Raw genomic sequence first — 23,420 nt, forward strand, 5'->3', positions numbered from 1 at the left:
CTAACGAGCTCCTTCCGGTTTGCTGAGATAAGCGATATCCTTTGTCTCAAGGATCGCCTTGGGATAACCGCGACTGACGGAATGGATCATCGCGAGTCCGAGCTGCCGAAGCGTCAGCAGTTGATTGGGCAAGAATGGGCGAAGCAAATAATAAAGCGGACTCAGCCACTTGTAGTAGCGATGGCCGTTGCTCAAACCGGGGGTAGGATGCAAATATCCGGGCCTAAACATATACGCGCGCCTGAAAGGCAGCCACATAAGATGGTTCTCGGTGCGTCCTTTCACCCTGGCCCACATGCTTCTGCCGCGCTCCGAGCTGTCCGTGCCACTGCCGGATACGTAACAAAATACCATTTCCGGATTCAAGCGGGCTAAGGTAGATGCCACTTGGAGAGTAAGGTCGTAAGAGATTCGCGAATACGACTCCTCTGTCAACCCGACGGACGTGACGCCTAAACAGAAGAAACAACCGTCGTAGCCTTTGAGCTCGTCTTCGATGCTGCTCAGCTCGTAGAAGTTGTTATGGATAATCTCTTTCAGCTTCGGATGCGACTTGCCGCATGGCTTGCGGTTCACGACCAGCACTTCAAGAACGGATGGATGAGAGAGGCATTCGTGCAAGACGCCTTCTCCGACCATGCCGGTGACGCCCGTTATGATCACTTTCATCGAATGGATTCATCCTTTGCCACAGTAAGTTTTACGATTTATTAGAATTTATCCTAATTCCTGAACGCCCTCTTCGCTCATCCCGAAGAGATCTGCTGGGCTTTCGGACGGAAGCCGAAGCCGAGCAGGGCGAAGAAAAGGAAAGCTGCGCCAAGGAACAAAAACAGGCTATGCGAGGACACGTATTGCATGCCGAAGCCGCCTAACGTCGGTCCCATCACGCTGCCCAGACTGAAGTGAATCGAAGCAATGACGTTCGCAGCCGGCAAGATGTTCCGTGGCAGTATGTCGGCCGCATAAGCTAGTCCGAGCGAGAAGAAGGAACCGACGACGCCTCCAGCCGCCATGAATAGGACAAACAATACAGCAATATTGTCCCCTGCCAAAGGCACAGTAAGGAAAGCGAAAGCGCCGATGAACCCGCAGCCGATCAATACAGGCTTGCGCCCGATTCGGTCGCTCCAAACGCCGAGAGGCAGCTGTAGGATCAAACTGCCGATGCCGAAGGCGAGAAGCAGCAGCGAAATCCATTGCTGGCCGATATCGATTCGAATGGCATATAGCGGAAAAGTACTGTTCATGGATGCTTCCATCAGCCCGTACAGAAGTCCCGGGATCAAGACGAACCATGCGAGCCGATACGTTCGGATAAACCGATTCTCCGCGGCGGTATCCTTCGCGGCTTTCTCCGGCCATTCGTTTTTCATCCGAAGCACGAGGAGCAGCACCACCGTGAAGAACAGGCTGCTTGCGACGAACGGGAGTGCTTGACCGAGAGCAAGCAAGTTTATGCCAAGCGGACCGATGCTGAAGCCCACGCCGTACGCCATGCCGTATAAGGATATATACTTGCCCCGTTTATCCGCCGGGCTTGAACTGACGATCCATAGCTGCGTTGCAAAGTGAAGCGAGCTGTCGCCAACGCCCACCAGCAACCGGAGAATGAACCATGCCGTTAATGTTTGCGTGACTGGGAATAGCAGTGTCGAGATCGTGACGAGTAGAATGCCGGTTACGATCACCTTCTTGTAGCCAAACCTTACAACGGGCTTCTCGATGATGAACATCGTCAAGAAAATACCGATATACATGGCCGCCGAGTTGATTCCGTTCAGATCGGAAGAAACGCCCGAATGCTCCAACATAATGGATAATAGAGGCAAAAGCAGGCCTTGGCTCATCCCCGCGATGACGACGACGAGCAGCAAGGCCATTAAACGATAGTGCGAAGAAAATGAAAACGATGAGTAGTTCTTGGATGTCAAAACCTGGTGCACTCTCCTTGCTCATTTGACGGATCATATGTTCTTATCCATTGTAACCCGCAAAACAAGGCTGCGCAATATACCCCGGCTTCTCGTTAAGGAGCCAACTGGTTGATTTGTCCCAATAGCTCGTTTAATTTGTTAAGCGTGTCGGGAATACCCGTCGCGTCGAACGCGGCTCTCCCCTGTTCAATGTTCGTGAGTGCCTGGTCAAGGCCGGTTTGCAGGTTCTCGTTGTATTGAACGATCGAAGCATGCAGATCCTTTGCGTAATCAGGAACGGTTAACCCTTCGTATTGAACGATCTGTTCCTTCAAGGCCAGGATGCGTTCCTTCAGATCCGTTCTCGCATCCAGATCGGCAACCGCTTGCTCGGCGAGCGTATTCATCTCTGTTCCGAAAGTTTTCAGCGAGTCCATATAAGTCGTTGTTTCCGTGGCGAAATTCACCGTCTGACCGATCCCGTCCAAGATGCCGCAGCCTTGTGCGACGAATAACGTAACGGCCAAAATAACCGCAAGTCCTTTACTCTTCAATTGACATGCCTCCCTAGGCCCGATATAAACTGGCGTATCGTGTATTGTTTTCTATCATAAGGATTACCCTTGCCCTGCATTACGCAAACAACCGTTCTATGGTTTCAATTCTATCGTGGCCAAAAAAAGCGCAAACGTGTGCGTACCACCCGTTTGCGCTTTTAGTTAATTCGCTGATGATGTTATTTCCAGCCCGAGCGATCCGCAAGCCTGGTGATATGGGACAAATGATGCCTGCCATGCCAGGAATAGATGCCGAGATTCGTGTCTAGACGGACGGTCTCGCCCGATCCGGGGTGATAGAACGTTCGCGCGAATTGCTCCTCGCTCATCGCCCGCAATAACGTGATCCACTTGCGATGCATAGCATCGATTAATTCCAGCGCGGAATCGATGGGTTCGTCAGTCGTATCCGCCAGCTCCGCCCATCTTTCCTCGTAATACGGACGGATTGTCGGATGCTCCTCTGTAAGCGCCAGCTTGAACCTGATCAGGCTGTTCATGTGGCTGTCCGCGATATGATGAACAACTTGGCGCACTTGCCAACCGCCATCGCGATATGGCGTATTCAACTGTTCCTCGCTTAAGTCCTTGACCGCTTCCTTCAACAATGCCGGCAGCTCGGCGATGTCCCGAATCCATGCTTCTCTTTGCTCGGCATCAATATCGCCGGCATGTGCAAACTGGCCAATCGGATATCGTAAATCCATGTCTCCATCTCCCTTTTTGCACCTTATCCGAGCTTAGAATTCTCGGAATGAAGCGCGCCACGCCGCCAAAGGACAGCGACAGCCGTTTCACCATGTGCTGCAGTTCAATTAGTCTTCAAGCTCAACGTTATGATAAACCTGCTGCACGTCTTCCAGATCTTCCAGCGCGTCGATCAGCTTCTCGAATTGCGCCTCGGCATCGTTGCCTGGCAGCGTTACGTAATTCTGGGCGAGCATCGTCAATTCGGCAACGGTGAACTCGTCCACTCCCGCTTTCTTGAACGCTTCCTGAACTGCATGGAATTGATCCGGCTCGGCATAGACAATGACGGAATCTTCTTCCTCGAGAATGTCGCGCACGTCGACGTCGGCTTCCAGCATGATGTCCATCACTTCTTCCAGCGACTTGCCGGATACGCCGAACACGGCCGTTGCGTCGAACATATAGGAAACCGATCCGCTCACGCCCATGCTGCCGCCCTGCTTATTGAACGCGGCGCGTACGGCCGGAGCCGTCCGGTTCACGTTATTGGTGAGCGTGTCCACGATAACCATGGACCCGTTCGGACCGAAACCTTCGTAACGGAGCTCCTGGTAATTCTCGTCCGCGCTTCCTTTCGCCTTGTCGAGCGCTCGGTCGATGATGGCTCTTGGCACGTTGTACGTTTTCGCGCGTTCCAGAACGACCTTCAGTGCGCGATTGGATTCCGGATCCGGTTCGCCCTTCTTCGCCGCAACGTAAATCTCGACTCCGAACTTCGCGTATATGCGGCTTGTATTGGCATCTTTGGATGCTTTCTTTTCTTTGATGTTATTCCATTTACGACCCATGCTGCTCCCACTTTCTACAATTTTCTATCCTCCAACATTATAACCGATTTTGAGGAGGAATGGATAAGCGGGAAGCTGATTTTTGACCGCATTAGATTTATGTTTATCCGAAATCGAACGAGTCGCTAGACAAGCTTATAATAGAGCACGGTGCCGTCTAACGTTCCTGTGGCCGAACGAGCGTATTGCGGGATGCGCCCGGCTTCCGTATAACCAAGCGACAGGTACAATAGATTCGATGGATCTCCCTCTCTTGTATCTAGCACGAGCAAACTTCTTCCTACCTCTTTCGCTCTCGATTCCGCGGTTAGCATAAGTGATCTTGCGATTCCTTGTTTGCGGTAACCGGTATGGACCATGACCTTCGCGATTTCGGCGCGATGCGACCCGTTGCTCTTCATCGCAAGCTGCAACTGGATCGTGCCGACAATGGCGTCATCGCGCTTGACGATCCATAACAATACCCCTGGCTGCAGAACTTCTTCCCAATACGCGCGAGCTAGTTCGAAGGAGAAGGGCGGCAGGAAACCGATGGACGCGCCGTCATCGACGACGTTGACAAGCAACTCGGCTAACGCTTGGAGCGTCTCCGGATTCATTGATTCACGAGTGACTTCGACGATTGAGATCATAGGATTCGACATGATAATCTCTCCAATTTTTTTGATATAGTTATGATACTTTCCTAGGTTGGCGTATAATGGTTAGTAATGGATATTGGCGATCAAGAAAGGATGATTTCGATTGAAACGCGGTGAAAAAATATTGAATATCTCGATCGCGATCCTCGCGGTCGGTTTCATCTGTTACATCGGGTTAACCAATTGGAATGGCAAGGCAGCTACAGTCCAAGCTTCCCAAATCCAATTGCCCGAACTCCGCACCAACGAAGCGGTCACGGTCGACTTCGCCGAGAAGCCTACGGTCATCTCGTTATTTACGTCCTGGTGCACATACTGTAACGAAGATGCGCCGAAGATGGCGGCCCTACATGAAAAATATAAGGATCGTATTAATCTGATCGGCATTAACATCACGAATCGAGACGACTTATCGGAAGTGCGCGCCTACGCGGAACGCCATGCGCTTGCGTACCCAATTCTACTCGACCTGAAAGGCGACGTTTACGCCAGATACGGTGGCGACGGCTTCCCCGCATTATATTTCGTGAACACAGAGGGCAAGGTAACCGACTCCATCATAGGCTCGACCGACTTGGAGACGTTAGACTCCTCGTTCCGGAAGCTATTGAAGAATGGGTAGCTGCTGATCCCATTATGACAAATCGTCTGTCTACAAAAAAGTGAAAATCGCAGCCGTTTGATTTCATCTTTTGCCCGCAATGAGTGAATCTTGTTTATTCCAGCTCTTCGTTAAGGAGGACCATATGGATGTGGTCCTCCCATTTCCCGTTTATTTTCAAATAGCGCAGCGCCAGTCCTTCGTCTCGAAAACCAAGTTTCTCCACGACCTTAAGCGATGCCGTATTACGCGGCATGATGTTCGCTTCGATCCGGTGCAGCCCCAGCTCTTCGAATGCATAAGCAACGACTCTCCCGATCGCTTCTGTCATGAACCCCTTATTCAGCTCGGCTTCATCTAGTCGGTAACCAAGGTGACAAGACAAAAAAGCGCCGCGGACGATATTGCTGAGCGCAACCGACCCGATAATCCGTTCCGGCTCGCCGCATTTGTAAAGCCAAAACTTAGACATCTGGCTCGTGTTCATCATTGCTTGATCTTGTCGTAATAGATCCGTCTGCGCATCTAGCGTATAATAACTTGCCTCTCGCTTCACTTCCCACGCTTCCAAAAACCGTTCGTTCCGTTTGAAGTAGTCGAGCACCGCGGCAGCGTCACCACCCGTTGGTTCCAGCCTCCTCAACCTTAATCGCTCCGTATGTAATTCTATCGTCATGATGGGATTCGTCTCCTTTTGCGGGCTATTTTTGAGTTCAATCATTATAGCATAGCCACCCGATAGCAAACGAAAAACGGTACACCCTTTTTAATGGGCGTACCGTTTCGCGAGCATGGAGCCGCGGTCTTCGAAAACTATCCTCTTGAGAAGTGCCGATTCCAAAATCATTTCATACCTCATCCTTCGCCCGTAATGTAGGTATCCAATACACCATATGATCTTCGTCGTAACAGACTCCGCCGATCTTCAAAGCGCAGCGCTCCGTTCCATAGGTTTCGAATCCCAAAGAATGATAGAGCTTGCGCGCCCCTTCGTTCGATGTGACGACTGAAAGTAGAACAAGGTCGAGTCCATGCATGGCGGAAGCACGGCGTAAAGCCTCTTCCATCAGCAGCCTGCCAATGCCGTGCTGACGGAATGACGGCGTTACATACATTCCCCATATAAAGCTTTTATGTTTGGCCTTAATCGATGTCTCCCGCTTAAATCCGACCATGCCAACGAGCCGATTCTCGCCGGAATAAGCGCCCAATACAAATTGATTACCATCGCATCGCAGCCGCTCCTTAACAACCTCTGCAGAAGTATGAAGAGCTTCTTCATATGAGCTTCCAAATACGGTCGGGTTCGTCTGCAGCGCCTCTAACCGGAGAGCCCAGAAGGATTCTGCTTCTTCTTGCGTAATCGTGCGAATGATGTTCATCGTAACTTGCGCCCCCTGACCGATCCGGTTATCCCTATAGCGTTTTCTCGTAAATGACGATTTCCTGACCATCATTATTCATTGTCGTCTTCACCTGAATGCAGCCTTGCCGCTGCCAGTAGAGATGCGCGGGTTCGTTCTGCACGACGACGCCTAACCGGAAGTTTGAGACTTGGCGCGCCTTCAACAAATCGTAGAATCGTTCAAGCGCGGCATAACCCAATCCCTGCCTCTGATGGTCTCGCTTCATCATTAGTAGCCCCAACCATGTACAGCCGTCTTTTGGATTGTGCATAAGCAACTCCAAAATCCCGATAAAACGGTCATCCGTTTCGATCAAATAACGTTCCGCGCCGAATTGGCGCGCTTCGGCGCATTCTTCCGCTACATCTTCGATCGTGAGGGTTGGCTTTCCCTTGACAATTCTGTTGTAATATACGTTGGAATTGATGATTTTCAGCTCTTCAAGCAAAGTTTCTTCCGTTGAAGGTACAAACCTCATGCTGCGTTCCTAACCTTTCTCGGTTGGCGACGATTGAATGTATGCCTCCCGTTGAAGCAACTGTTGATATTGCCAGATGCGTTCCGCGGTCGTGACTGCGGTTGCTTCGGTCGGGCAGGACGCAAAGGCTGCCGCTTTGGCGGCGTACGTAGCCGCATGTGTGGCATGCCCGGCGACATGAGCCGTCGCGGCCGCATGTCCCGCCGCTCTCGCGGCCGCGCATGCAGCTGCATGGCCTGCGTCGCGCGCCGCCGCATGCGCCGCGAAGGCGGCAGCACGCGCTTCACTCATCGGAATCTCTTTCCTCGACCAGGCCCGCCCCGCTTCGATTGCACGCCGGGGTCCAAACGTGATCCCTCCTAGAAGATCATGGGTGAATAACCTATCGCCTACAGACCGACAGGTCCGTTAAAGCAAGGATTCGCCGATCGGCGTAAGGATTCCGTCCATGCTTGTTGAATTTTTGAGCTTCCGGTATTCCGTCAGCTTCTCTTCCCCTTTGTTGTTCGCCCAATCAAGAAGCGTATTCCGTTCGCCGTCATAGCTATAAAACGGTACGCTGAAACCGCATGACGTCTTCGCGATATCGATGTCCGCCACAATAATTTGCCGGTGTCCGGGCATCAGCTCGAAGAGCGGCGCTAACTCTTCCCATTGTTCCGATCCCGGCAAGATGACTTTACCGCGTCCGTAAAACCGCAGAATGAGCGGCTTTCCTTGGAAAGCGACGAACATGAACGTGATCCGATCGGCAACCGTCAAGTGAGCGCTCGTTTCGTTGCCGCTGCCGGTCAAGTCGAGATACGCGACGCGGTTTGGCGATAAGATACGAAATACATCATGCCCTTTCGGCGAAAGGTTAACATGACCGTCCGGCGCTGCCGTTCCTACAAAAAATAAGTACTGTTCCCGGATAAAAGCTTCATGCTCCGGCCGAATCGATTCATATGCGGTTCCCAAAATGATGCACCTCCGTTTGTTTTCGAATCACATCCGCCAGACGATAAAGCTCGGCCAAATCCGAGCGGCCTACACTCTCGAATCGGCGAATCGCCTCATCGATCCCGACGACCTCTACGGCTACGACCTGTTCTCCGTCAGCCGGATTCAGTGGTTTGCCGACCAGCTTGACTTGACCGTATCCCATAACCCTCACGAATCGGGGATGAGGAATATGGGGCTTAAAGGGACTAGCTGAGCTCGACTCGCAATTGAACTGCCCGATAATGGCATAGGACTGAAGCTCGCCGCCAAGCTCTTCCATAACCTCGCGCCGCAGCGCTTCCATATATCGTTCTCCCGGCTCCAACGTTCCTCCGGGCAGCTCCCACATGCCATTGTCGACTTGGAAAATCACATACCGATCTCCGACGCAAGGGACGATGCTGACATTGCTGACCAACCGCTCGTCGGACCTTGTCGGCGAAAGCAAATTGGGCTTTTACTTCGCCCCAATCGATCGTCTTGGATAATGTGGGAAACGCAGCAAGATCAGGATACGGCACGAAAAAACCTCCCTAGTGATAGAGATTGGATAGTTAACTACATTAATTTTCGGACTAATAGGTCCCGCACGTTTTGCAAGCTATTTCGCGGGGATGTGCTTACCGTCGGTTCCATCCAACCGAAACCATCGTTATCGTAACGGGGAAATACATGCATATGATAATGATTAAGGTCGTTAAATAGTCCTCCGTTTTGCATGATCGATATGCCGTCGGGATGGTACGCTTCTTTTAATACGGCAGCGATTCGTGCCGATGCGCGCATGATGGCCAGCAGAGTAACCTCATCGATCGATTCGAGCTCCGTCAGATGCGCCTTGGGCAGGATTAACGTATGACCCTCGTGTATGGGATCGATGTCGAGCAGACAGGTGACGTATTCGTCTTCGTAGACGATGTTTGTTTCTATTTTATTGTTGGCCAACCTGCAACCGAGACACTCCACGTATCATCCGCTCCTTCCGATCACGGCGCCTTAGCACTTTTATCATACCATCGATTACCATCGTTTACGAACCGAAAACGTCAAACAATCGCATGAAAGTTGCACGGCTCGCCCCTGTCGTTCAATGGAATATCGTTGTGTGTTTACATGATGATTCAGAACGTCCCAATCCCTAAATTGTGTTTCTAGCAGTTGTAAAAGCTTTCCCGTCGGAAGATTAAGCTCGAACATCGGTTCGATCGTCTCTCCGGTCTCTTCCAACACCTCACGAACGTTCGTACCCATAATAATACAAATGATTCCGCCGGATTTCGTTCCCTTCGCCATCTCCGAGAGTTTCGCGGTAAGGCAATCTATCGAACGAAGATGCTCAAGTGCGGACACGGCAAATATGAAGTCGAACGAGTTCTCCGCGATGGCATATCCTTCAATGTCGGATAAGACCGGTTCGATCGAATCGTCTACGCCATGTTGTCGGCTGTAATCATGCAAGCCGTGAATGGCCGATTCCAAGAGATCGACGGCGACAACGGAGGCTGACCGGGATTGTAAGTATTGAGCGATAGGGATGGCGTTCCGTCCGACGCCTGCACCAAGATCCAATACCCGCATGCCTTCCTTGTCTACCAACAGGGGGAGAAGCTCCATCACCGTGCGGACAGGCTTATACAGCCAAGATCCCGGTTCGAATAAGAGATTTCGATCATAACATTGATCGTGATACTTTTTTTCTTCGGCCCGAATAAGGGCGATTCGATCCATTGTGTTCATCTGGCAGAACCACTATTGTCGAAAAATGAAACCGGGTACCGCAGCTCGCCTTTTATTTGCCGCAACGCGTTTTCTTGGAGCTCACAAACCATGAATACGTCATCGGGCACTTCGAATTGTCGTAATTCCAAACCGAAGGAACGCGCCGGACGGAATCCGAATCTCGGATAATAATCAGGGTGCCCGATCAATAGAACCAAACCGTAACCGAGCTCTTTGCATCGCTTTAGCCCTTCTTCAATTAGCCGTGTGCCGACGCCCAGCTTCTGGACATTCGGGAGCACGGCAATCGGCGCAAGTACAATGACTTCATGCCTACTTTCATCATCAACAACTTCCGCCTTACTAAGCAGCAAGTGACCTATGATATCGCCATCCCGCTCGGCCACGATGGAGAGCTGAGCGACAAACTGCTCCGATCGTCTAATTCGCTCTACTAATTGCGCTTCGTCGTCGCGATTGCCGAATGCCGCCCGGTTCACGTCGAAGACTTGCTCGATATCTTTGGACGTTTCGGTGCGAATGATGATACCCATTTATGTACACTCCTTTTTTTTTTCAAAGTGACGGCTAAAATCGAATATGCTTTATCGTGGTAGCCAATCGATCGAGTTTCTTCTTCACGATCCCTCTATGGTCCGGTCTCAGCGGGATGTTCGCATCAGCCGAGATAATCTCAAGCGTATCATCGATGGTCAACTGATCCGTTTCGATCTGTTTCGCGAACGTTTCCTTCGATAAACTTGCGATACATCTGTCGATCTGCTTGGCCGGCCATGAGCCGCTGCCATCTCCTCTTCGCTTCAGCCGTTTCAGCAACGTGTCGCGGCTTGCGGCCAACGTATAATGTTTGACCTCGACCCCTTCCGTCCGCAATCGCGTCACGATCTCGTCGAAATATTGTTCATCCACTATCGTCATGGGTACGATGACGGTACCTGAATAGTCTTTTGCAATGGACAGAAGCATGGAATAGTTAAATGATCGCCATAACTCATGGTCTTGAAAATCATCCTTCTGCATCGACTTAGGCGCATTCTTCCGAATAAAATAACCGATGTTTTCGGGATCGTAGATGAACGAATGCGGGATTCTGCGATGAAGTTCATTTGCAGTCGTCGTCTTGCCGGATCCGAACGCGCCATTTATCCAAAGAATCAAATCATTCAGCCCCAATTCCTTGTCATTTATATTCCCTATTCCTCTAGCAAAATCCGATCTCCTTTGGTCGTCGGTTGTGAAACTACCAAAAATTCTATGTCATCATTCGTACGGTTAAACACTTGATGCGGGGTAAGAGGCGGAACTTCGAGTCCCTCTTGCGCCTCTACTTCAAACTGCTCCCCGTTCATCTCGACCGTGGCCATTCCCGACAGCACAAAAAAGAATTGCCTCGAACGGTTATGATAGTGTCTCGTTTCTTTTGTTCCGGGAGGCATTCTTTCATGAATAATGCTCAAATCATCGTTATTGACCAAATGCCAACCATCGCAATTCGATCCCCAGTTGTAATTTTCTCCCGTTTTTTTGCTTACTTTCATTCGTTGCAGTCATCCCTTACTTTAGAATTTTAGTCAAATAGAGCACAACGTCATCGTTAATCGTGATTTGATCTCCGTAGCTGGCATAACGATCGCCGATATGAATGCCTTTGCCATCTGGAACATAACCTCGTTTTGCGTACAGAATTTGAGCATGGCCATAATCCGAGAATAAACCGACTCCAATGCCGGCGACATTAGACCGTTCTTGGATGACGGCCTCGGCTTGATCCATCAGCTTGGTCCCAATCCCTAGACGGCGGTATTTGATCAGAACGTTAAAATCATTGATTTCCGGAATCGACTGCTCCCTGAACGACGGATAATGAGAGTTCCATATCACATTGACGTATCCGGCGAAATCCCCGTCGGCTTCGGCCACGATCGAAACGCGCCGGCCGCCTCGCTGTTCATCCAAATAACGAACGTATTGCTCGATCGGCTTGTTCCATCCTTGTTCTCGAAAAGCATTGGAGACCGTGGCCGCATCCTGCTCGTTTAGTTCTCGCAACGTTATTTTCATGACTTGTCATCCTACCCCTGTTTATAATTCGATTCGTACGGTTTTATAAATTTCGTCCTGATAGATTAAGCCGTTTAACTGCATGCCGTAGGCGCATCCGCCATCGATCCCGATCTTGTCCCGGCCAAACCAAACATCGGCGGATCCATGAATAGCCATCGCTCTCGTATGTCCGAACACAACCGTTTTGCCAAGATCGAAGTCCGATCGAATAAAAGGATCCTTGATATACATAAAATCATGTTCGGATTGTTCCTTCCAATTCGCGAAGGCGGGATTCAGCCCGGCATGAACATAAATATGGTTTTCGTCTTCGTGATATAACGGAAGATCGCTTAGAAAATCGATATGATGGCTATAACGAACACGAATCGTCTCTATCGCTTGGTCTAGTATTTCATCCGTAACATCATGATCGAGATCGAGATCGCAATAGCTTTGAATCGTTTGGGCGCCTCCATGCTGGAGAAACTTCGATCGGATCGCATGACTATCGTTGCGAATCAAATCAACGAGCCTTTGATCATGATTCCCGCGCAAAGCAATGGCACCCTGTTCGCGAACCAACTCGATTACCTTGTTCACGGTTTCTTTGCTATTCGGCCCCCGATCCACATAATCGCCAAGCAAGATCAGCTGATCCTCTTTTGGATGAAAAGCGATAAGCTGCAGCAATCGGTCAAGTTGTTGGATACATCCATGGATATCGCTAATCATAACCATGCGTTTCATCTTGATCATGACTCCATGGCAAGAAATTCAATGACTGGATATGAAATCAGGTGCCGGTCTCTGTTGGCGGCAAGAATGGCCTCATGATTCGTGCTGAGAATGCCATGTTGCAACAGTATAGGTTTGAATCCTCGTTCAATCGCGCCATTATAGGTAAATAAGACGCAATGCTCGGCCGCAAAACCAGAAAGGATGACAAGTTTAATGCCGTTGGCTGATAACACTTGCTCTAATTCCGTTTTCCAGAAGGCATTCGAGTATTCTTTGGTCACGATGAGATCATCTTGCTGAACGTCAATCTCGGGAATAATACGATAACTTTCTCTGTTCGAATCATTTATGCCTTCGACGTCCTGGACATGGACAACCAAATGATTGTGTGAACGAATGACGCCCGCAACATGATTGATATATTCGCATGATCTTTGGATCGCTTTCTCTTCTACCTGATCTTTCAAATAGATCGTCTGCATGTCGATTATTAAAAACGCTAGTTTCATTTTATCTTCTCCATCCAATAGTAGTTTACTTTCGAATAACGTTTTCGAATTTAGCGCCAAATGTCCCGTTGCTGATGTGAGGTTCAATCGCCCATGTTTTGCCTAGCAGTGGCTCTTGCAGTAGATCGAGTTGCGGCCGAAATTAACGAGCATGGGATACCATAAGCTTTCAGCGCCGAGTGAGAACATAATTTCCTCGCATTTATCCGAAAACCACTTCTCGGATATGCCGGGCTTCAAGTATTTTTTGGATTCTTGGCATGCCCGAATCGCAACCTGCTGAGCATCCATTATTAATCGAGCTCCTTTACCATGTGGATGTCGGCCGGTTCTTTCTCGAACAATTCATCATCCACCTTTTGCGCCAAGCGTCCGCCTTGACTCATATAGAACGACACGGCCGAGCGGGTTTCGGTAGACGAAATATACAAGGATTTGGCGCCTTTATTTTTCGCCAGATGGCTTAACTGTTGCAGGATCGTTGTCCCAATCCCTTGCCTGCGATAGTTCCGGGACACGTACATCAAATCGACCTGAAGTTGATCTTTGTATTCGCCGCGGAAAAGATGGGCTAGCACCCCGAAGCCGACTAACTTGTTATCATCGTAAGCGCCGATCGCCGTTCCGCCGTTTTGGAGCTCGAACACAAATCGGCTTTCCAAACCGTTCAGCATCGCATCATTCCAACTCGGGCATTCATGACCGGATTCGGGAATCGCAGTCAACACGCCATTGATCATTTTATATGTGTGATCGATATACTCCGACCGATCAATTTCTCTTAAATGAGAGGCGTCTTCGATTTTCATCTGGTTATATTTGATCATTTGGCTTATAACACCTCGTTTACTTTGGCTTACGATCATCTATCATTTCAAGTCAACTACCCGCCATGATCAAACGAGCGTATTCATCCCAGTCCTTAGCATCCGTGTTGATTTCCAAAGTGGGTATGATGGATCGTTCAGCTTGAAATCTGTACTCCAATTGAGAATGGATGAGCTGATTACAGGATCGCTCGATCTCTTCCCTCGATTTGCACGCCCACTCCGCCGGTTGCCTACTCTTCACGCGTTCTTCAACCACTTCATCGGAGATTGTAAGCAAGACACATCTCGCGCCCATAGCTAGCAGATCTTGTTCGATTAAGCTGATTTCAGCAGACTTTTCGTCTGGAAAGGCAGCTCTATGATTTAGATGAAACCGCTCAAGGACAAAAAATAAACCTCTGGAACTTCGAGATGCCGGACCTAGATGAGCTGCCCAACTATCAAGATTTTTTAACATATCGACCCGGTCTCGAAGCAATTTGAGATGCTCTTCGGGAGTTAAAGAGATAAACTGTCCATGGACGTTGTTTAACACTTGAGAATAATGTTCTCCAAGCACAACGACGCTGCGTTCTGCGGTTTCATCGAGTGCCTGATATCTTTTTATCGCTTTGAGTACCGACGTCTTGCCCGCGTTGGAATAACCTTCAAGAATCACGCCTCTGAGATGCATGCGATCCCCCTACCCCCATTAATGAACTCTTACCATAAAGCACCCTTCTATAAAAGTGGGTTAAGACGCTCCGGATCAAGTAGCCCATATAAAAACCTGCAGTGTTTAAGATTAAATCGTCTACATCAACGGATCTCCTGTTAATGAATCCATATTTCGATAAAAGGCCTTGAACCATTTCAATAGCTAACGAGATCGCACATCCAACCCAAAAGACCCTAAACGAGCCTTTCGTTTTAAGAATAATGGCCAGCGGCAGCAATAAAAAAATATTGCCTACAATATTTCGAATACCAACGAGATAATACGAATGATTCCAAGAACCGAGGATACTGTTAAAGGGTATAAAATTATATGAAATATCCGACCAACGAATCGGCGTTTGACCTGTAACAGGAGACCAAGACCATAACGTTAATTCCGCAATTACCATTACATAGGCTATAGCTATTATTATACGAATATGTTTGAGTACATTTCTGTTCCTAATTAAGTTATAAACAATTAATACCGGAAGTTGTATTAGAAAAAACAAACAAAATGTTGAAACCATTTCCGAAACTTGATTCACAACGAAGTACCTCGTTTCAGCATTTTTAAGCTACATTCTTTCTTCGTTACAATTCTCCCGACTCCTACTTATGATCCTTTTCATTGCCCCGCTTAAAATTTCCGGTCACTTTTGCCATGATCAATTGCGCTTCCTTATGATCGGCGTTCATGACTTTTTGAAGAAACTTCTCGCTTTCTTTCCCCGATAAAATCGTCACCTGTTTCCCTCTCCAGGAAATGAATACCTTATTGTCCTTTGATACTTTGTACGTAAAAACCTCGTCATCCAAAATGTTGCGTTTATCTATGTTCCGAGACATGATGCTTCAATCCACCTTTCAATTACTCCGCAATACAACGGAAGTCTCGACTTGCCTTTCGGGAACATTCCATTTCTTATTTCCATATTCGCTCGACCATAGGGTTTGTGTCATCTATTTTTAGAAGATAAATATCAGGATTTGTTAAATTACGCCATTCTTCATAGCCGATACTGTTATCAAAGTATTTCATAATCAAGGTCATCAACGCTCCATGTGTTACTACCACAACGTTTTGGTTTAGCCCATTCATAATTTCATGGATGACCTCTATTCCTCTATTCATTGCCGCCTTAGAGGACTCCCCGCCTTCATAAACAATGTCTAATTGATCGAAAGATTCCTTCAGAAGTTCCATCCAGTTATCTAATTTCAATGAACTTAATACCTTCTCTTCAAGCCTTGTATCGACCGAATAGTCCAGATTACGCTCATCACACAATGGGGAGATTGAATCGATCGCTCTTTTGAACGTGCTCGTAATAATCTCATCAATAGATTCATTCTTGAAAAACTCAGCTATTTGTTTCGCTTGAACTCTTCCTTCATCCGTTAATCTGGCCAATGGATCTTGCCCATCGGCCTTACAATGTCTGACTAGAAAGATATTCTTCATTGAAATCTCTCCGTTTCTTTCTACTTCTTTCTTGCAATGACAAATGCTTTATCCGATTTCTCAAACCCAATTTTATGATAGAAATGAATAGCTCCCGGCGAAGATAGCAGAACTAACGATGTTTCATCTCCCAAAAGGAGTTGTAATCGATTTACTAGATTTTTTCCTATGCTTTGATTCTGATACTCCTGATCGACTGCCAAATCGGATAAATAACAACAGTATGAAAAATCCGTTATCGCTCTCGCGATACCAATTAATTTATTTTCGTCCCAAGCGCTAATAATAAGATCTGAATGATCAATCATTCTTTGTATTCGGTCCAGGTCATCATAAGGTCTTTTTATTCCCGAGTTTTTGAACACCTTAGCAACATCTTTTGCATGAAGTTTTTTATTCTCAGCGTATGTAATCATTTCGAAGTTCCTCTCGTAGTGAGTTGATGTATTATCACCAAAGTCTTGAGATCGTTCTGTTATTTTATTGGTACGAAAATATCTGCATGATTGAAGTGTTGTTCTTCTCCAAATCTAAACACTTCTAACGCTAGTGAGCGGATATTATTTTCAAGTTTTTTTTCTTTTAAAAAAGCTTTACTTAACGCATATGGATCTTGATCAACAGATCTTAATTTGACATATCTTTGACTTGGAATACTGAAGCCAATCATGTCATCTGGAATTTCCTTTATTTCTACAACTTCCATGCAGTAAATATATGTAAATAAAATATCGTTTGCAAAATGAGGGCACACATATTCTCGCTCATTGAGGATTGCTTTAATCTCTTCTCTTCTCGTCATAAATATACGGTTTGCCTCTTTCATTCTTTCGGCATCAAATCTTTGGAAGACATTAGTCACTGGAACTCCTACAAAATGTTTAGCTTCCAAAGTAACGATTTCGATTTGATTGATATCCATCACCGTCTCTCCCTTTTAATCCCTCTCTTAATTCATTAATTCCTTCAATAACATCCTTCATATTTTCTTCATTGTTCATTTGATTCCTGGCATGTAATAAGACAGGTCTTAAGGATTCTACTGATTTCCCAAATTGATTCATCCATTCAAATCTAGGAACCATCCATAAATGAAAGTGATGCGTAGTGTCTTCGTTGTAAAAAAAATAAACCTGCTCTATCCCGAGTCTTGTTCGTTGTTCCTTTCTAACCTTATGGATTAACGAAATATATTCAAATTGTTCTTCGTCAGTGAGCTCATCCATACAGTAAAAATGCCGTTTTGAAGCCAGAATCACTAATCCCCGTATTGGATATGCAACATCTTGATGGATATGAAAATGTTTCGATTCATAAATGACTCCGCCAGTTGGCGTTATTAATCCACTTGTTAAAGCGCAGCTAAGACAATCTACTTCGACATTTCTGCCATCAGCCAACGTAATCTGCCGTGTCATTGTAAATCGTCCCTTCTAGTTTTAGAATTCAACAAAGTTTAGAGCTTTCTCCGGGTTTAAACAGGCTTCGATCCGTTGCCTAAAATTCATAAAGGTCACCATGCCTAACGCTTCTTCGATTGGAAAAAAACCAGTCTCCAAGCTTTCATTCGTGGCTATGGGTTCTCCGCCAATTTGCCTCGCTAGAAACAACGTATTGCAAATCGATTCCGCTACATTCTGGTAGACTCCACAAAATCTAATGATTTCTATATCTACGCCCGACTCTTCTTTAGTTTCTCGGATCGCTGCTTGCGTTAATGACTCTCCCTCTTCTACTACTCCACCTGGCATTTCCCAGCCTCTTTGGGGACCTTTAATAAGCAATATTTCGTTTTTATCATTTAGTACAATTGCAGCCGCTGAAACAAAATGTTTTGGATTGACCATAAAATCTACTCCTAAATATCAATTTTATTCACAGATGAAGCCGGCGCTTCATATCTTCTATTTGTGTTTTGTGATGTTCGTCATGATGAGTAAAAATACCCACATAACTATCAAATGAGTATTGTCTTTTTCCATTACCAATCGTAAACCTGACAGTCTTGTCATATTTTTGGATTAATAGCTGTACCATCTCTTCCCTGTTCTTTACAAATACATCAATAAGATCGATTGCGTTGTTAAACGACTTAGCTAATTCCTTTGCAGCCTCATTATGTTCTTCAATATTTACAAAATCGGGCAGCTTTGCGCCTGCCTCCATCAAAGGAATCATTACGTTCAAGCTATAGTGATCCCAATTCCATAGATGACAAACCAATTCTTTTAAAATCCATTTTCCCGGTGCAATGGGTAGCATCCAATATTGTTCTGGTAGATTTCTTAGGCTCTCGATATAAGAGATGAAACTAGAAAATTCATTGATGGTTTTACTTGACATGAAAATGACCCCTTTCTTACGACCACATTATGTTTTAAATGATTCTCCATCATTTCTTCGGCGCTCCTAAATCCATATCTTTCATAAAATTGAACACTGGTTTCACTGGGCCATACCATTAAAAATGTTAATCCGTTTTCTTTCGCCCAGTTGTTTACTTCATCCAAGATTTTGCCACCAATCCCTTGTGATCGATATTCAGGTACTGTATATACATTCGTAACGTACCCAAATGGGGATTTCTTTCGTCCTGGTCTTGGAACCGTATCTATTATCTCAATAAAAACATGTGATACAATTTCGCCTTCTATTTCAGCAACCCAAACAACCCATCGTTTCGATTCAAACATGTCTTCAAAAAATAAATTACACTCTTCATAAAATGATTGATATAAATCGGGGGTTGTCACTTTGTTTTCCATAGAAAAGTCAAATCTCATCTTGGTTAGTTGAAACTTATCTTGAATGCGACCTTGTCGAATCAGCAACATTACGCCTCCTTGCTCTTTGATTTTTCGGGAGTCGGATGTGTCCGGCTGTACTCAATAAATAGTTGCGGAGATTGGCGATTAAAAAAGGTTCCCTACCATTAAACAGTTGACCGCTTTTGCAGGGCTGGATTCATCTGTTTACGATTTGGGAACCTTCAAAGCCAAGCAGAATCACATCTCGAAGAGGGGTTCATCTTACCACCGTACAGTTTTGTATCAATCTGCCGTTGCCGGCATTTCGAAACTAGATCATTAGGAACATTTTACCATAACCCCTCCCTATTGAGGAAGGTTTGTTAATCTAGTTCTCTATTTTGCTTTTTCTTAATCTTTATTTGTCATGTGTTTTCTTAGGGAATCCATATACTAACAACAAAAACCCGACAAACAGAAAGAACCAAACAAAAAAGTTGTGAAAGAACCCTAGATATTCAGGTTCAATATCAGTGATATGTCCATTAGTCGCATAGCCTGCTTCGATAATTGAGGACGATATTCTTTCTGTTATTCTTTCGAGGGTATACAGCAGTCCACTAATGACCATAAAAACCGTCCCTAATACTTTGTAAAAGTTATTTCCCATGTTATCGCGTCCTTTCATTTGTTGGTACATTCTTGCGTTTGGCTATTATCCATTTAGACCTCCATATGCCGGACCGAGGGCATGATCGAAGCGTGAATATGGTGGGTTCACCATTCTGCAAGTTTGAGTACTTCAGAATATTCTTCGAGTAATAATTTGAGTTTACGTGTCACTATAAATTCCTTTAACCATGCAATCCATATTGTGTCATTCTCATGAACGGCTTCTTCTAATGCATTAATAATACTAGGCGCTAAATCTTCTGACTCCATTCCCAACATTAAATTAACTGATTCAATGGCTCCTGGCCAGTTCATATCTTTGAGAAGAAAAAGCATTTGTGGAATCATTTTCACTTTATCCTGATATTCAAATTGACTAATTATCTTAATGCAATTTTCCCATTTATCTTTACCCGATTCAGTAATCAAACAATCAAATAGTTTTTCTTTAAATTGAACCAGTTGAAAAATAGCTTTGGATTGTTCTTCCTCCGTACAACTCCAACTTAACGAAGAAAGTAAAATCTTCAAATTTTCTTCCATGTAATCACCCCAAAACGTACTTATGAGACACTATCTAATCCAATCACTTTGAACTTCCAACCCTTTCAGATAATTACTCGTGTGAACAAATTTACATTATTCATCCAAGTTGGAAGAGCTACCTTTAGGAGGCGTCCGTCCTTTTGGATTTACTAGCCTTGAAATATGAATTTTCAGACATAAAGATCGTCACGATTTAATGCAACGCTAGTGAAGCTGGGTAAAAAGCATAATAATATTATGCCCCATTTTATCATAGAAGCAATGAAACAGGGGGGCTCCGCTGTAAATAAGCAACTGAATGAGTGGATTGGACAGCAAGATTCGTGAAACTAAGATTAGGACGTCGGGATTTCGTACCAGAATATGATTCGCGGGTGCGTATTGGCGGCGATTGAAAACACAAAATAATATAGATAATAATAATATTATCTTCTATTTCGTGAGATAGATGGGAAGTAAACGATGTAATATAAGTGTGTAAGCGCATACAACTAAGAGCATGATTAGAACAGACCAATACTTTAATAAGGGGATGAGGAAATGGGTTTACGTAAAGTTTTTGTGTCATGCGTCGCTGTAGCTTTAACAATCTCAGTGGGAATTTCGCCTTTTGAATCAACGGCAGGGGCGGCGACCAGCAATTCCGAGGAATTACTTGTCGGGATCTCACGGCTCGATATTACGCCGCCGGTCAACCCGGATTACCCGCCGCTTAACGAGTATGAACATGAAAAGCTTTATGTCCGCGCGATCGTGTTCGAAAATAACGGGACTCGCGGTGCGCTGATCGGCGCCGATATAAGCGGAATCGATGAGCCGGTTTGGGCCGATGCCAGTACGCGGATAGCAGCCGAGCTGGACACTCCACTCGAGAATATCATTATCTCTCCTACCCATATTCACAGCGATCGGCCGGCAGGACCTCCACCGCCATCCGGCACCCCGAGGTACGGCACCGACTTTATTGCTGATGTGCTATTGGATGCGGTCAAGGAAGCTGCCTCCGAGATGGAACCGGCTCTTGTCGGCTATTCTACCGGAACAGCTGACCTGAATGTCAATCGGGACACAATCAACCCAGAAACGCATCGTTGGACCCAGGCCGCGAACCTGGATGCGCCTTCGGACAAGACCGTTGCGGTTCTTTCGTTCGTTCGTCCAAACGGCAAACCGATTGCTGCCTATGTAAACTATGCCATGCACCCTGTTAACGGTTATTTGTCAGGCGTCGTGAGTGGGGATTTTGCATCTGCGACAAGTCGTTACGTAGAGCAGGCTTTCGGCGATGATATGATTACCGTATTCACCCAAGGCGCGTCGGGAGATCAGAACCCGAGGTGGTTGAGGACCGGAACCAACGCGCTTGCGTCCAAAAGCGGCGTCGAGATAAACGGCTACGAATTGGTCCGCGAAGACGTAGAGGCTCCGCTGCGAAACAACGAGGTTCCGCATGGGGACCTGGATCCTGAAATTGCAAAGCAGCTAGCTGATTATATGGAAGCGCTAGGTATTATTCTCGGGGAGGAAGTCATCCGAGTAATGACCCATACAGAGGAATTTGATGCATCTCCGGTAATTCGGGGGTTGCAAGAAACGCTGACCTTCCCAGGCCGTAAGCGTCTGGACAATGCCCGCGAGGGTGTAGCCGGCGTATATGAGGATGGCGACGACGTAGACGTACGGATCGGCGTACTCGGCATTGGGGATATCGCCCTGGCGACGGTAAATGCCGAGGTTTATACGAAGATAGGCTTGCGGGTGAAGGAAGAGTCGCCCATGACCAAGACGATGTTCGTGACCATCGCCAATGGTAAGGCCGCGTCCGGTTATATTCCTGACAATGAATCCTTCGGCCACCAGACCTTTCAGGTGCTCGGCTCGCGTCTGCAGCCCGGTTACGCCGAGGACCGTATCGTTGACGGTATTGCGGATCTGGCATCCGAATACATGGCTTTATCATCGGCAAAAGCATTATCATCGGTAAATGCGAAGAACGCTGCTAAGGTACTCTTTGACGGTGAGGATCTCTCTTCTGATTCAAAAGTCTACAAAACGAACGGTGTGACCATGATCCCGTTCCGACCTATATTCACCAAGCTTGGCATGAGCGTTGAGTGGGATAATGTAGAAAAAAGTGTCACAGCTCAAAAAGATGGACTTACGCTTAAACTAACCATGGATAGTACGACTGCCTACGTTAATGGAGAAGCTGTTCAGCTTACTGAACCGCCCTTTTTAGCCGATGGCACCTTAATTGTCGGTATTCGGTTCGTCAGTGAGTCTGCAGGAGCTAAGGTTAGCTGGGATCAGAAAACTCAAACAGTCACGATCAACTCTAAATGACAGCTTCAATAACGTACACTTAAACAAAAAGCCGGTTACTGCCACGCAAAAGGTTGTAACCGGCTTTTTCTTCCTCATATTATGCTCATTTGTACTTCTGCAGGCACAGGGTAACGGTTGTTGAGTCGACGATCTTGCTGCGATGAGCCGGCGCACGGTATGTCGTGAGAATCCGCTTGACGAGACGCTCGAACACATGCTGGAGCAACTCCGGATTCACCTGCTAGTGCTTGCGACTATGTTGGGCTGCCGAGATAGACGTGAGACCAAGCTCCTGCTGAAATGCGAGACTGAGCACGTCGTCGGCGATATCCCGCAGTCCTTCGCTGCCTTGCAGTTGCGCGTGCAGGAATAGCTTTAAGTAATTTCAATATTATCATTTAGCTCTAAGAAAATTAGTATATCTTCAGCACTAAACCATCTACCCATAATTTTATTAACCAATTCTTTTTCTGTTTTTTCAGTTTCAGCAGATTGCGAATTAGTACTGGTGGATGAGATTAAGTTTGACTCATTACTACAAGACACTAATAATACTAAGATATGAATTATTAATAATGCTCTAAATAGATTCAATTTACCACCTCTGGAAATAAGTTATTTACCTGAATTCGCTCCCTAGTAATCCTTCTGGCGGACCGAGCAGAGACAGCCGCGAAAACAATCACATATTTATAAGGCAATTATAAAATGTTTCATTGAACGTAATTTGGTCTTCTTCATAGTTATCTGTATATTTGTTTAACATTCGAACGGATACTGCATTTTTTTCAGGTACGACAATACAGTGACACCCTGCAGCTCCTCTAGCATAATATCAGTTTTTCTTAAAATACCATCCAAAAATACCGGTTCAACCCCTGAATTCTTGAGTCTAGGACACTTAACGCACGTGCTCCTCAGTATTGCTTAAAATTGCTCAGACTTTCACGATTAAAGGCTCCACTTCACCAGTCGTCGCGGCAAC

At 46.4% G+C, this 23,420-nt stretch carries 35 protein-coding genes and 1 pseudogene; 3 read left to right on the top strand and 33 right to left on the bottom strand.

The features are described from left to right. From RB620_RS20135 to RB620_RS20160, 6 genes are all read right to left on the bottom strand, one after another. Positions 1-669, bottom strand: a complete 669-nt coding sequence (locus RB620_RS20135; protein ID WP_308097416.1) for an NAD-dependent epimerase/dehydratase family protein — start codon at positions 667-669, stop codon at positions 1-3. A gap of 77 nt (positions 670-746) precedes the next feature. Beyond that, positions 747-1,934, bottom strand: a complete 1,188-nt coding sequence (locus RB620_RS20140) for an MFS transporter (RefSeq protein WP_308097417.1) — start codon at positions 1,932-1,934, stop codon at positions 747-749. A gap of 95 nt (positions 1,935-2,029) precedes the next feature. Then, on the bottom strand, positions 2,030-2,470 hold the full coding sequence (locus tag RB620_RS20145) for a DUF6376 family protein (protein ID WP_308097418.1): 441 nt from the start codon (positions 2,468-2,470) through the stop codon (positions 2,030-2,032). 182 nt (positions 2,471-2,652) lie between these two features. Further along, positions 2,653-3,180: a YfiT family bacillithiol transferase gene (locus RB620_RS20150; RefSeq protein WP_308097420.1), complete on the bottom strand. Its 528-nt coding sequence runs from the start codon at positions 3,178-3,180 to the stop codon at positions 2,653-2,655. A gap of 108 nt (positions 3,181-3,288) precedes the next feature. Further along, a complete protein-coding gene (locus tag RB620_RS20155) occupies positions 3,289-4,011 on the bottom strand; it encodes a YebC/PmpR family DNA-binding transcriptional regulator (RefSeq protein WP_308097422.1) in 723 nt (240 codons plus the stop codon). Positions 4,012-4,136: 125 nt separating this feature from the next. Further along, positions 4,137-4,655, bottom strand: a complete 519-nt coding sequence (locus RB620_RS20160; RefSeq protein ID WP_374121435.1) for a GNAT family N-acetyltransferase — start codon at positions 4,653-4,655, stop codon at positions 4,137-4,139. Positions 4,656-4,755: 100 nt separating this feature from the next. Here RB620_RS20160 and RB620_RS20165 point away from each other — a divergent pair, with 100 nt between their 5' ends. Continuing rightward, positions 4,756-5,274 (top strand): TlpA family protein disulfide reductase, encoded by a 519-nt coding sequence (locus RB620_RS20165; protein WP_308097424.1) that lies wholly within the window; start codon positions 4,756-4,758, stop codon positions 5,272-5,274. 94 nt (positions 5,275-5,368) lie between these two features. On the opposite strand, the gene RB620_RS20170 is transcribed toward RB620_RS20165, so the two are convergent. The 26 genes from RB620_RS20170 to RB620_RS20295 all read right to left on the bottom strand — a co-directional run bounded on the left by RB620_RS20170 (position 5,369) and on the right by RB620_RS20295 (position 18,979). Then, positions 5,369-5,929 carry a GNAT family N-acetyltransferase gene (locus RB620_RS20170; RefSeq protein WP_308097426.1) on the bottom strand — a complete coding sequence of 187 codons (561 nt, stop codon included), beginning with the start codon at positions 5,927-5,929 and terminating at the stop codon, positions 5,369-5,371. Between the two features lie 172 nt (positions 5,930-6,101). After that, positions 6,102-6,635 carry a GNAT family N-acetyltransferase gene (locus tag RB620_RS20175; protein ID WP_308097428.1) on the bottom strand — a complete coding sequence of 178 codons (534 nt, stop codon included), beginning with the start codon at positions 6,633-6,635 and terminating at the stop codon, positions 6,102-6,104. 34 nt (positions 6,636-6,669) lie between these two features. Then, positions 6,670-7,137 (bottom strand): GNAT family N-acetyltransferase, encoded by a 468-nt coding sequence (locus RB620_RS20180; protein ID WP_308097430.1) that lies wholly within the window; start codon positions 7,135-7,137, stop codon positions 6,670-6,672. 9 nt (positions 7,138-7,146) lie between these two features. Further along, positions 7,147-7,491 (bottom strand): putative immunity protein, encoded by a 345-nt coding sequence (locus tag RB620_RS20185; RefSeq protein WP_374121437.1) that lies wholly within the window; start codon positions 7,489-7,491, stop codon positions 7,147-7,149. 54 nt (positions 7,492-7,545) lie between these two features. Further along, complete coding sequence (locus tag RB620_RS20190) at positions 7,546-8,097, bottom strand: pyridoxamine 5'-phosphate oxidase family protein (protein WP_308097434.1); 552 nt, start codon at positions 8,095-8,097, stop codon at positions 7,546-7,548. Next, entirely contained in the window at positions 8,081-8,494 is a 414-nt protein-coding gene (locus RB620_RS20195; protein ID WP_308097436.1) for an NUDIX domain-containing protein, read from the bottom strand. The genes RB620_RS20190 and RB620_RS20195 overlap by 17 nt, the downstream gene beginning before the upstream one ends. Positions 8,495-8,679: 185 nt before the next feature. Continuing rightward, positions 8,680-9,087 carry an HIT family protein gene (locus tag RB620_RS20200; RefSeq protein ID WP_308097439.1) on the bottom strand — a complete coding sequence of 136 codons (408 nt, stop codon included), beginning with the start codon at positions 9,085-9,087 and terminating at the stop codon, positions 8,680-8,682. Between the two features lie 54 nt (positions 9,088-9,141). After that, complete coding sequence (locus tag RB620_RS20205; protein WP_308097441.1) at positions 9,142-9,858, bottom strand: class I SAM-dependent methyltransferase; 717 nt, start codon at positions 9,856-9,858, stop codon at positions 9,142-9,144. Beyond that, on the bottom strand, positions 9,855-10,394 hold the full coding sequence (locus RB620_RS20210; RefSeq protein ID WP_308097442.1) for a GNAT family N-acetyltransferase: 540 nt from the start codon (positions 10,392-10,394) through the stop codon (positions 9,855-9,857). Before RB620_RS20210 ends, RB620_RS20205 begins: the two co-directional genes overlap by 4 nt. A 34-nt stretch (positions 10,395-10,428) precedes the next feature. After that, entirely contained in the window at positions 10,429-11,019 is a 591-nt protein-coding gene (locus RB620_RS20215; protein WP_308097444.1) for an AAA family ATPase, read from the bottom strand. Between the two features lie 35 nt (positions 11,020-11,054). Next, a complete protein-coding gene (locus RB620_RS20220) occupies positions 11,055-11,399 on the bottom strand; it encodes a cupin domain-containing protein (protein WP_308097446.1) in 345 nt (114 codons plus the stop codon). A 16-nt stretch (positions 11,400-11,415) separates the two neighbouring features. Continuing rightward, the gene (locus RB620_RS20225) at positions 11,416-11,922 is read right to left on the bottom strand and encodes a GNAT family N-acetyltransferase (protein ID WP_308097448.1); all 507 of its coding nucleotides are present in this window, start codon (positions 11,920-11,922) and stop codon (positions 11,416-11,418) included. A gap of 21 nt (positions 11,923-11,943) precedes the next feature. Then, positions 11,944-12,654, bottom strand: coding sequence for a metallophosphoesterase family protein (locus tag RB620_RS20230; RefSeq protein ID WP_308097450.1), 711 nt, complete (start codon positions 12,652-12,654; stop codon positions 11,944-11,946). 5 nt (positions 12,655-12,659) lie between these two features. Then, positions 12,660-13,154 (bottom strand): cysteine hydrolase family protein, encoded by a 495-nt coding sequence (locus RB620_RS20235; protein WP_308097452.1) that lies wholly within the window; start codon positions 13,152-13,154, stop codon positions 12,660-12,662. A 102-nt stretch (positions 13,155-13,256) separates the two neighbouring features. Next, positions 13,257-13,445 (bottom strand): M24 family metallopeptidase, encoded by a 189-nt coding sequence (locus RB620_RS20240; RefSeq protein ID WP_308097454.1) that lies wholly within the window; start codon positions 13,443-13,445, stop codon positions 13,257-13,259. Between the two features lie 2 nt (positions 13,446-13,447). Beyond that, positions 13,448-13,981, bottom strand: coding sequence for a GNAT family N-acetyltransferase (locus tag RB620_RS20245; RefSeq protein ID WP_308097455.1), 534 nt, complete (start codon positions 13,979-13,981; stop codon positions 13,448-13,450). A 52-nt stretch (positions 13,982-14,033) separates the two neighbouring features. Continuing rightward, positions 14,034-14,657: a hypothetical protein gene (locus RB620_RS20250; RefSeq protein WP_308097457.1), complete on the bottom strand. Its 624-nt coding sequence runs from the start codon at positions 14,655-14,657 to the stop codon at positions 14,034-14,036. Next, on the bottom strand, positions 14,632-15,228 hold the full coding sequence (locus tag RB620_RS20255) for a VanZ family protein (RefSeq protein WP_308097459.1): 597 nt from the start codon (positions 15,226-15,228) through the stop codon (positions 14,632-14,634). The genes RB620_RS20250 and RB620_RS20255 overlap by 26 nt, the downstream gene beginning before the upstream one ends. 64 nt (positions 15,229-15,292) lie before the next feature. After that, the gene (locus tag RB620_RS20260) at positions 15,293-15,529 is read right to left on the bottom strand and encodes a hypothetical protein (protein ID WP_308097461.1); all 237 of its coding nucleotides are present in this window, start codon (positions 15,527-15,529) and stop codon (positions 15,293-15,295) included. 76 nt (positions 15,530-15,605) lie between these two features. Beyond that, entirely contained in the window at positions 15,606-16,145 is a 540-nt protein-coding gene (locus tag RB620_RS20265) for a histidine phosphatase family protein (RefSeq protein WP_308097463.1), read from the bottom strand. Between the two features lie 20 nt (positions 16,146-16,165). Continuing rightward, positions 16,166-16,561: a GNAT family N-acetyltransferase gene (locus RB620_RS20270; protein WP_308097465.1), complete on the bottom strand. Its 396-nt coding sequence runs from the start codon at positions 16,559-16,561 to the stop codon at positions 16,166-16,168. Between the two features lie 59 nt (positions 16,562-16,620). Beyond that, positions 16,621-17,067, bottom strand: coding sequence for a GyrI-like domain-containing protein (locus RB620_RS20275; protein ID WP_308097467.1), 447 nt, complete (start codon positions 17,065-17,067; stop codon positions 16,621-16,623). Beyond that, a complete protein-coding gene (locus RB620_RS20280; protein ID WP_308097469.1) occupies positions 17,027-17,563 on the bottom strand; it encodes an HIT family protein in 537 nt (178 codons plus the stop codon). The genes RB620_RS20275 and RB620_RS20280 overlap by 41 nt, the downstream gene beginning before the upstream one ends. 21 nt (positions 17,564-17,584) lie before the next feature. Next, on the bottom strand, positions 17,585-17,992 hold the full coding sequence (locus tag RB620_RS20285) for an NUDIX hydrolase (protein WP_308097471.1): 408 nt from the start codon (positions 17,990-17,992) through the stop codon (positions 17,585-17,587). 28 nt (positions 17,993-18,020) lie between these two features. Further along, positions 18,021-18,488 carry a DinB family protein gene (locus tag RB620_RS20290; RefSeq protein ID WP_308097473.1) on the bottom strand — a complete coding sequence of 156 codons (468 nt, stop codon included), beginning with the start codon at positions 18,486-18,488 and terminating at the stop codon, positions 18,021-18,023. Further along, positions 18,431-18,979, bottom strand: a complete 549-nt coding sequence (locus tag RB620_RS20295; protein ID WP_308097474.1) for a GNAT family N-acetyltransferase — start codon at positions 18,977-18,979, stop codon at positions 18,431-18,433. Before RB620_RS20295 ends, RB620_RS20290 begins: the two co-directional genes overlap by 58 nt. Positions 18,980-19,073: 94 nt before the next feature. Between RB620_RS20295 and RB620_RS20300 the strand changes: the two are divergent. Continuing rightward, a pseudogene (locus RB620_RS20300) lies at positions 19,074-19,235 on the top strand (transposase); the annotation flags it as partial. A gap of 434 nt (positions 19,236-19,669) precedes the next feature. Here RB620_RS20300 and RB620_RS20305 read toward each other — a convergent pair. Then, positions 19,670-20,107, bottom strand: a complete 438-nt coding sequence (locus tag RB620_RS20305) for a DUF5071 domain-containing protein (RefSeq protein ID WP_308097477.1) — start codon at positions 20,105-20,107, stop codon at positions 19,670-19,672. A 543-nt stretch (positions 20,108-20,650) separates the two neighbouring features. On the opposite strand from RB620_RS20305, the gene RB620_RS20310 reads away from it, so the two are divergent. Then, on the top strand, positions 20,651-22,453 hold the full coding sequence (locus RB620_RS20310; RefSeq protein WP_308097478.1) for a neutral/alkaline non-lysosomal ceramidase N-terminal domain-containing protein: 1,803 nt from the start codon (positions 20,651-20,653) through the stop codon (positions 22,451-22,453). Positions 22,454-23,420 lie beyond the last annotated feature (967 nt).

The organism is Paenibacillus sp. LHD-117, assembly GCF_030929555.1.
Classification (GTDB): Bacteria; Bacillota; Bacilli; order Paenibacillales; family Paenibacillaceae; genus Pristimantibacillus.

Coding starts and splice junctions, on each gene's coding strand:
- RB620_RS20135 (WP_308097416.1), bottom strand. CDS start 669: ATGAAAGTGATCATAACGGGCGTCACCGGCATGGTCGGAGAAGGCGTC.
- RB620_RS20150 (WP_308097420.1), bottom strand. CDS start 3,180: ATGGATTTACGATATCCGATTGGCCAGTTTGCACATGCCGGCGATATT.
- RB620_RS20155 (WP_308097422.1), bottom strand. CDS start 4,011: ATGGGTCGTAAATGGAATAACATCAAAGAAAAGAAAGCATCCAAAGAT.
- RB620_RS20160 (WP_374121435.1), bottom strand. CDS start 4,655: ATGTCGAATCCTATGATCTCAATCGTCGAAGTCACTCGTGAATCAATG.
- RB620_RS20170 (WP_308097426.1), bottom strand. CDS start 5,929: ATGACGATAGAATTACATACGGAGCGATTAAGGTTGAGGAGGCTGGAA.
- RB620_RS20175 (WP_308097428.1), bottom strand. CDS start 6,635: ATGAACATCATTCGCACGATTACGCAAGAAGAAGCAGAATCCTTCTGG.
- RB620_RS20180 (WP_308097430.1), bottom strand. CDS start 7,137: ATGAGGTTTGTACCTTCAACGGAAGAAACTTTGCTTGAAGAGCTGAAA.
- RB620_RS20205 (WP_308097441.1), bottom strand. CDS start 9,858: ATGAACACAATGGATCGAATCGCCCTTATTCGGGCCGAAGAAAAAAAG.
- RB620_RS20210 (WP_308097442.1), bottom strand. CDS start 10,394: ATGGGTATCATCATTCGCACCGAAACGTCCAAAGATATCGAGCAAGTC.
- RB620_RS20220 (WP_308097446.1), bottom strand. CDS start 11,399: ATGAAAGTAAGCAAAAAAACGGGAGAAAATTACAACTGGGGATCGAAT.
- RB620_RS20225 (WP_308097448.1), bottom strand. CDS start 11,922: ATGAAAATAACGTTGCGAGAACTAAACGAGCAGGATGCGGCCACGGTC.
- RB620_RS20230 (WP_308097450.1), bottom strand. CDS start 12,654: ATGAAACGCATGGTTATGATTAGCGATATCCATGGATGTATCCAACAA.
- RB620_RS20235 (WP_308097452.1), bottom strand. CDS start 13,154: ATGAAACTAGCGTTTTTAATAATCGACATGCAGACGATCTATTTGAAA.
- RB620_RS20240 (WP_308097454.1), bottom strand. CDS start 13,445: ATGGATGCTCAGCAGGTTGCGATTCGGGCATGCCAAGAATCCAAAAAA.
- RB620_RS20245 (WP_308097455.1), bottom strand. CDS start 13,981: ATGATCAAATATAACCAGATGAAAATCGAAGACGCCTCTCATTTAAGA.
- RB620_RS20250 (WP_308097457.1), bottom strand. CDS start 14,657: ATGCATCTCAGAGGCGTGATTCTTGAAGGTTATTCCAACGCGGGCAAG.
- RB620_RS20260 (WP_308097461.1), bottom strand. CDS start 15,529: ATGTCTCGGAACATAGATAAACGCAACATTTTGGATGACGAGGTTTTT.
- RB620_RS20265 (WP_308097463.1), bottom strand. CDS start 16,145: ATGAAGAATATCTTTCTAGTCAGACATTGTAAGGCCGATGGGCAAGAT.
- RB620_RS20270 (WP_308097465.1), bottom strand. CDS start 16,561: ATGATTACATACGCTGAGAATAAAAAACTTCATGCAAAAGATGTTGCT.
- RB620_RS20275 (WP_308097467.1), bottom strand. CDS start 17,067: ATGGATATCAATCAAATCGAAATCGTTACTTTGGAAGCTAAACATTTT.
- RB620_RS20280 (WP_308097469.1), bottom strand. CDS start 17,563: ATGACACGGCAGATTACGTTGGCTGATGGCAGAAATGTCGAAGTAGAT.
- RB620_RS20285 (WP_308097471.1), bottom strand. CDS start 17,992: ATGGTCAATCCAAAACATTTTGTTTCAGCGGCTGCAATTGTACTAAAT.
- RB620_RS20290 (WP_308097473.1), bottom strand. CDS start 18,488: ATGTCAAGTAAAACCATCAATGAATTTTCTAGTTTCATCTCTTATATC.
- RB620_RS20295 (WP_308097474.1), bottom strand. CDS start 18,979: ATGTTGCTGATTCGACAAGGTCGCATTCAAGATAAGTTTCAACTAACC.
- RB620_RS20305 (WP_308097477.1), bottom strand. CDS start 20,107: ATGGAAGAAAATTTGAAGATTTTACTTTCTTCGTTAAGTTGGAGTTGT.
- RB620_RS20310 (WP_308097478.1), top strand. CDS start 20,651: ATGGGTTTACGTAAAGTTTTTGTGTCATGCGTCGCTGTAGCTTTAACA.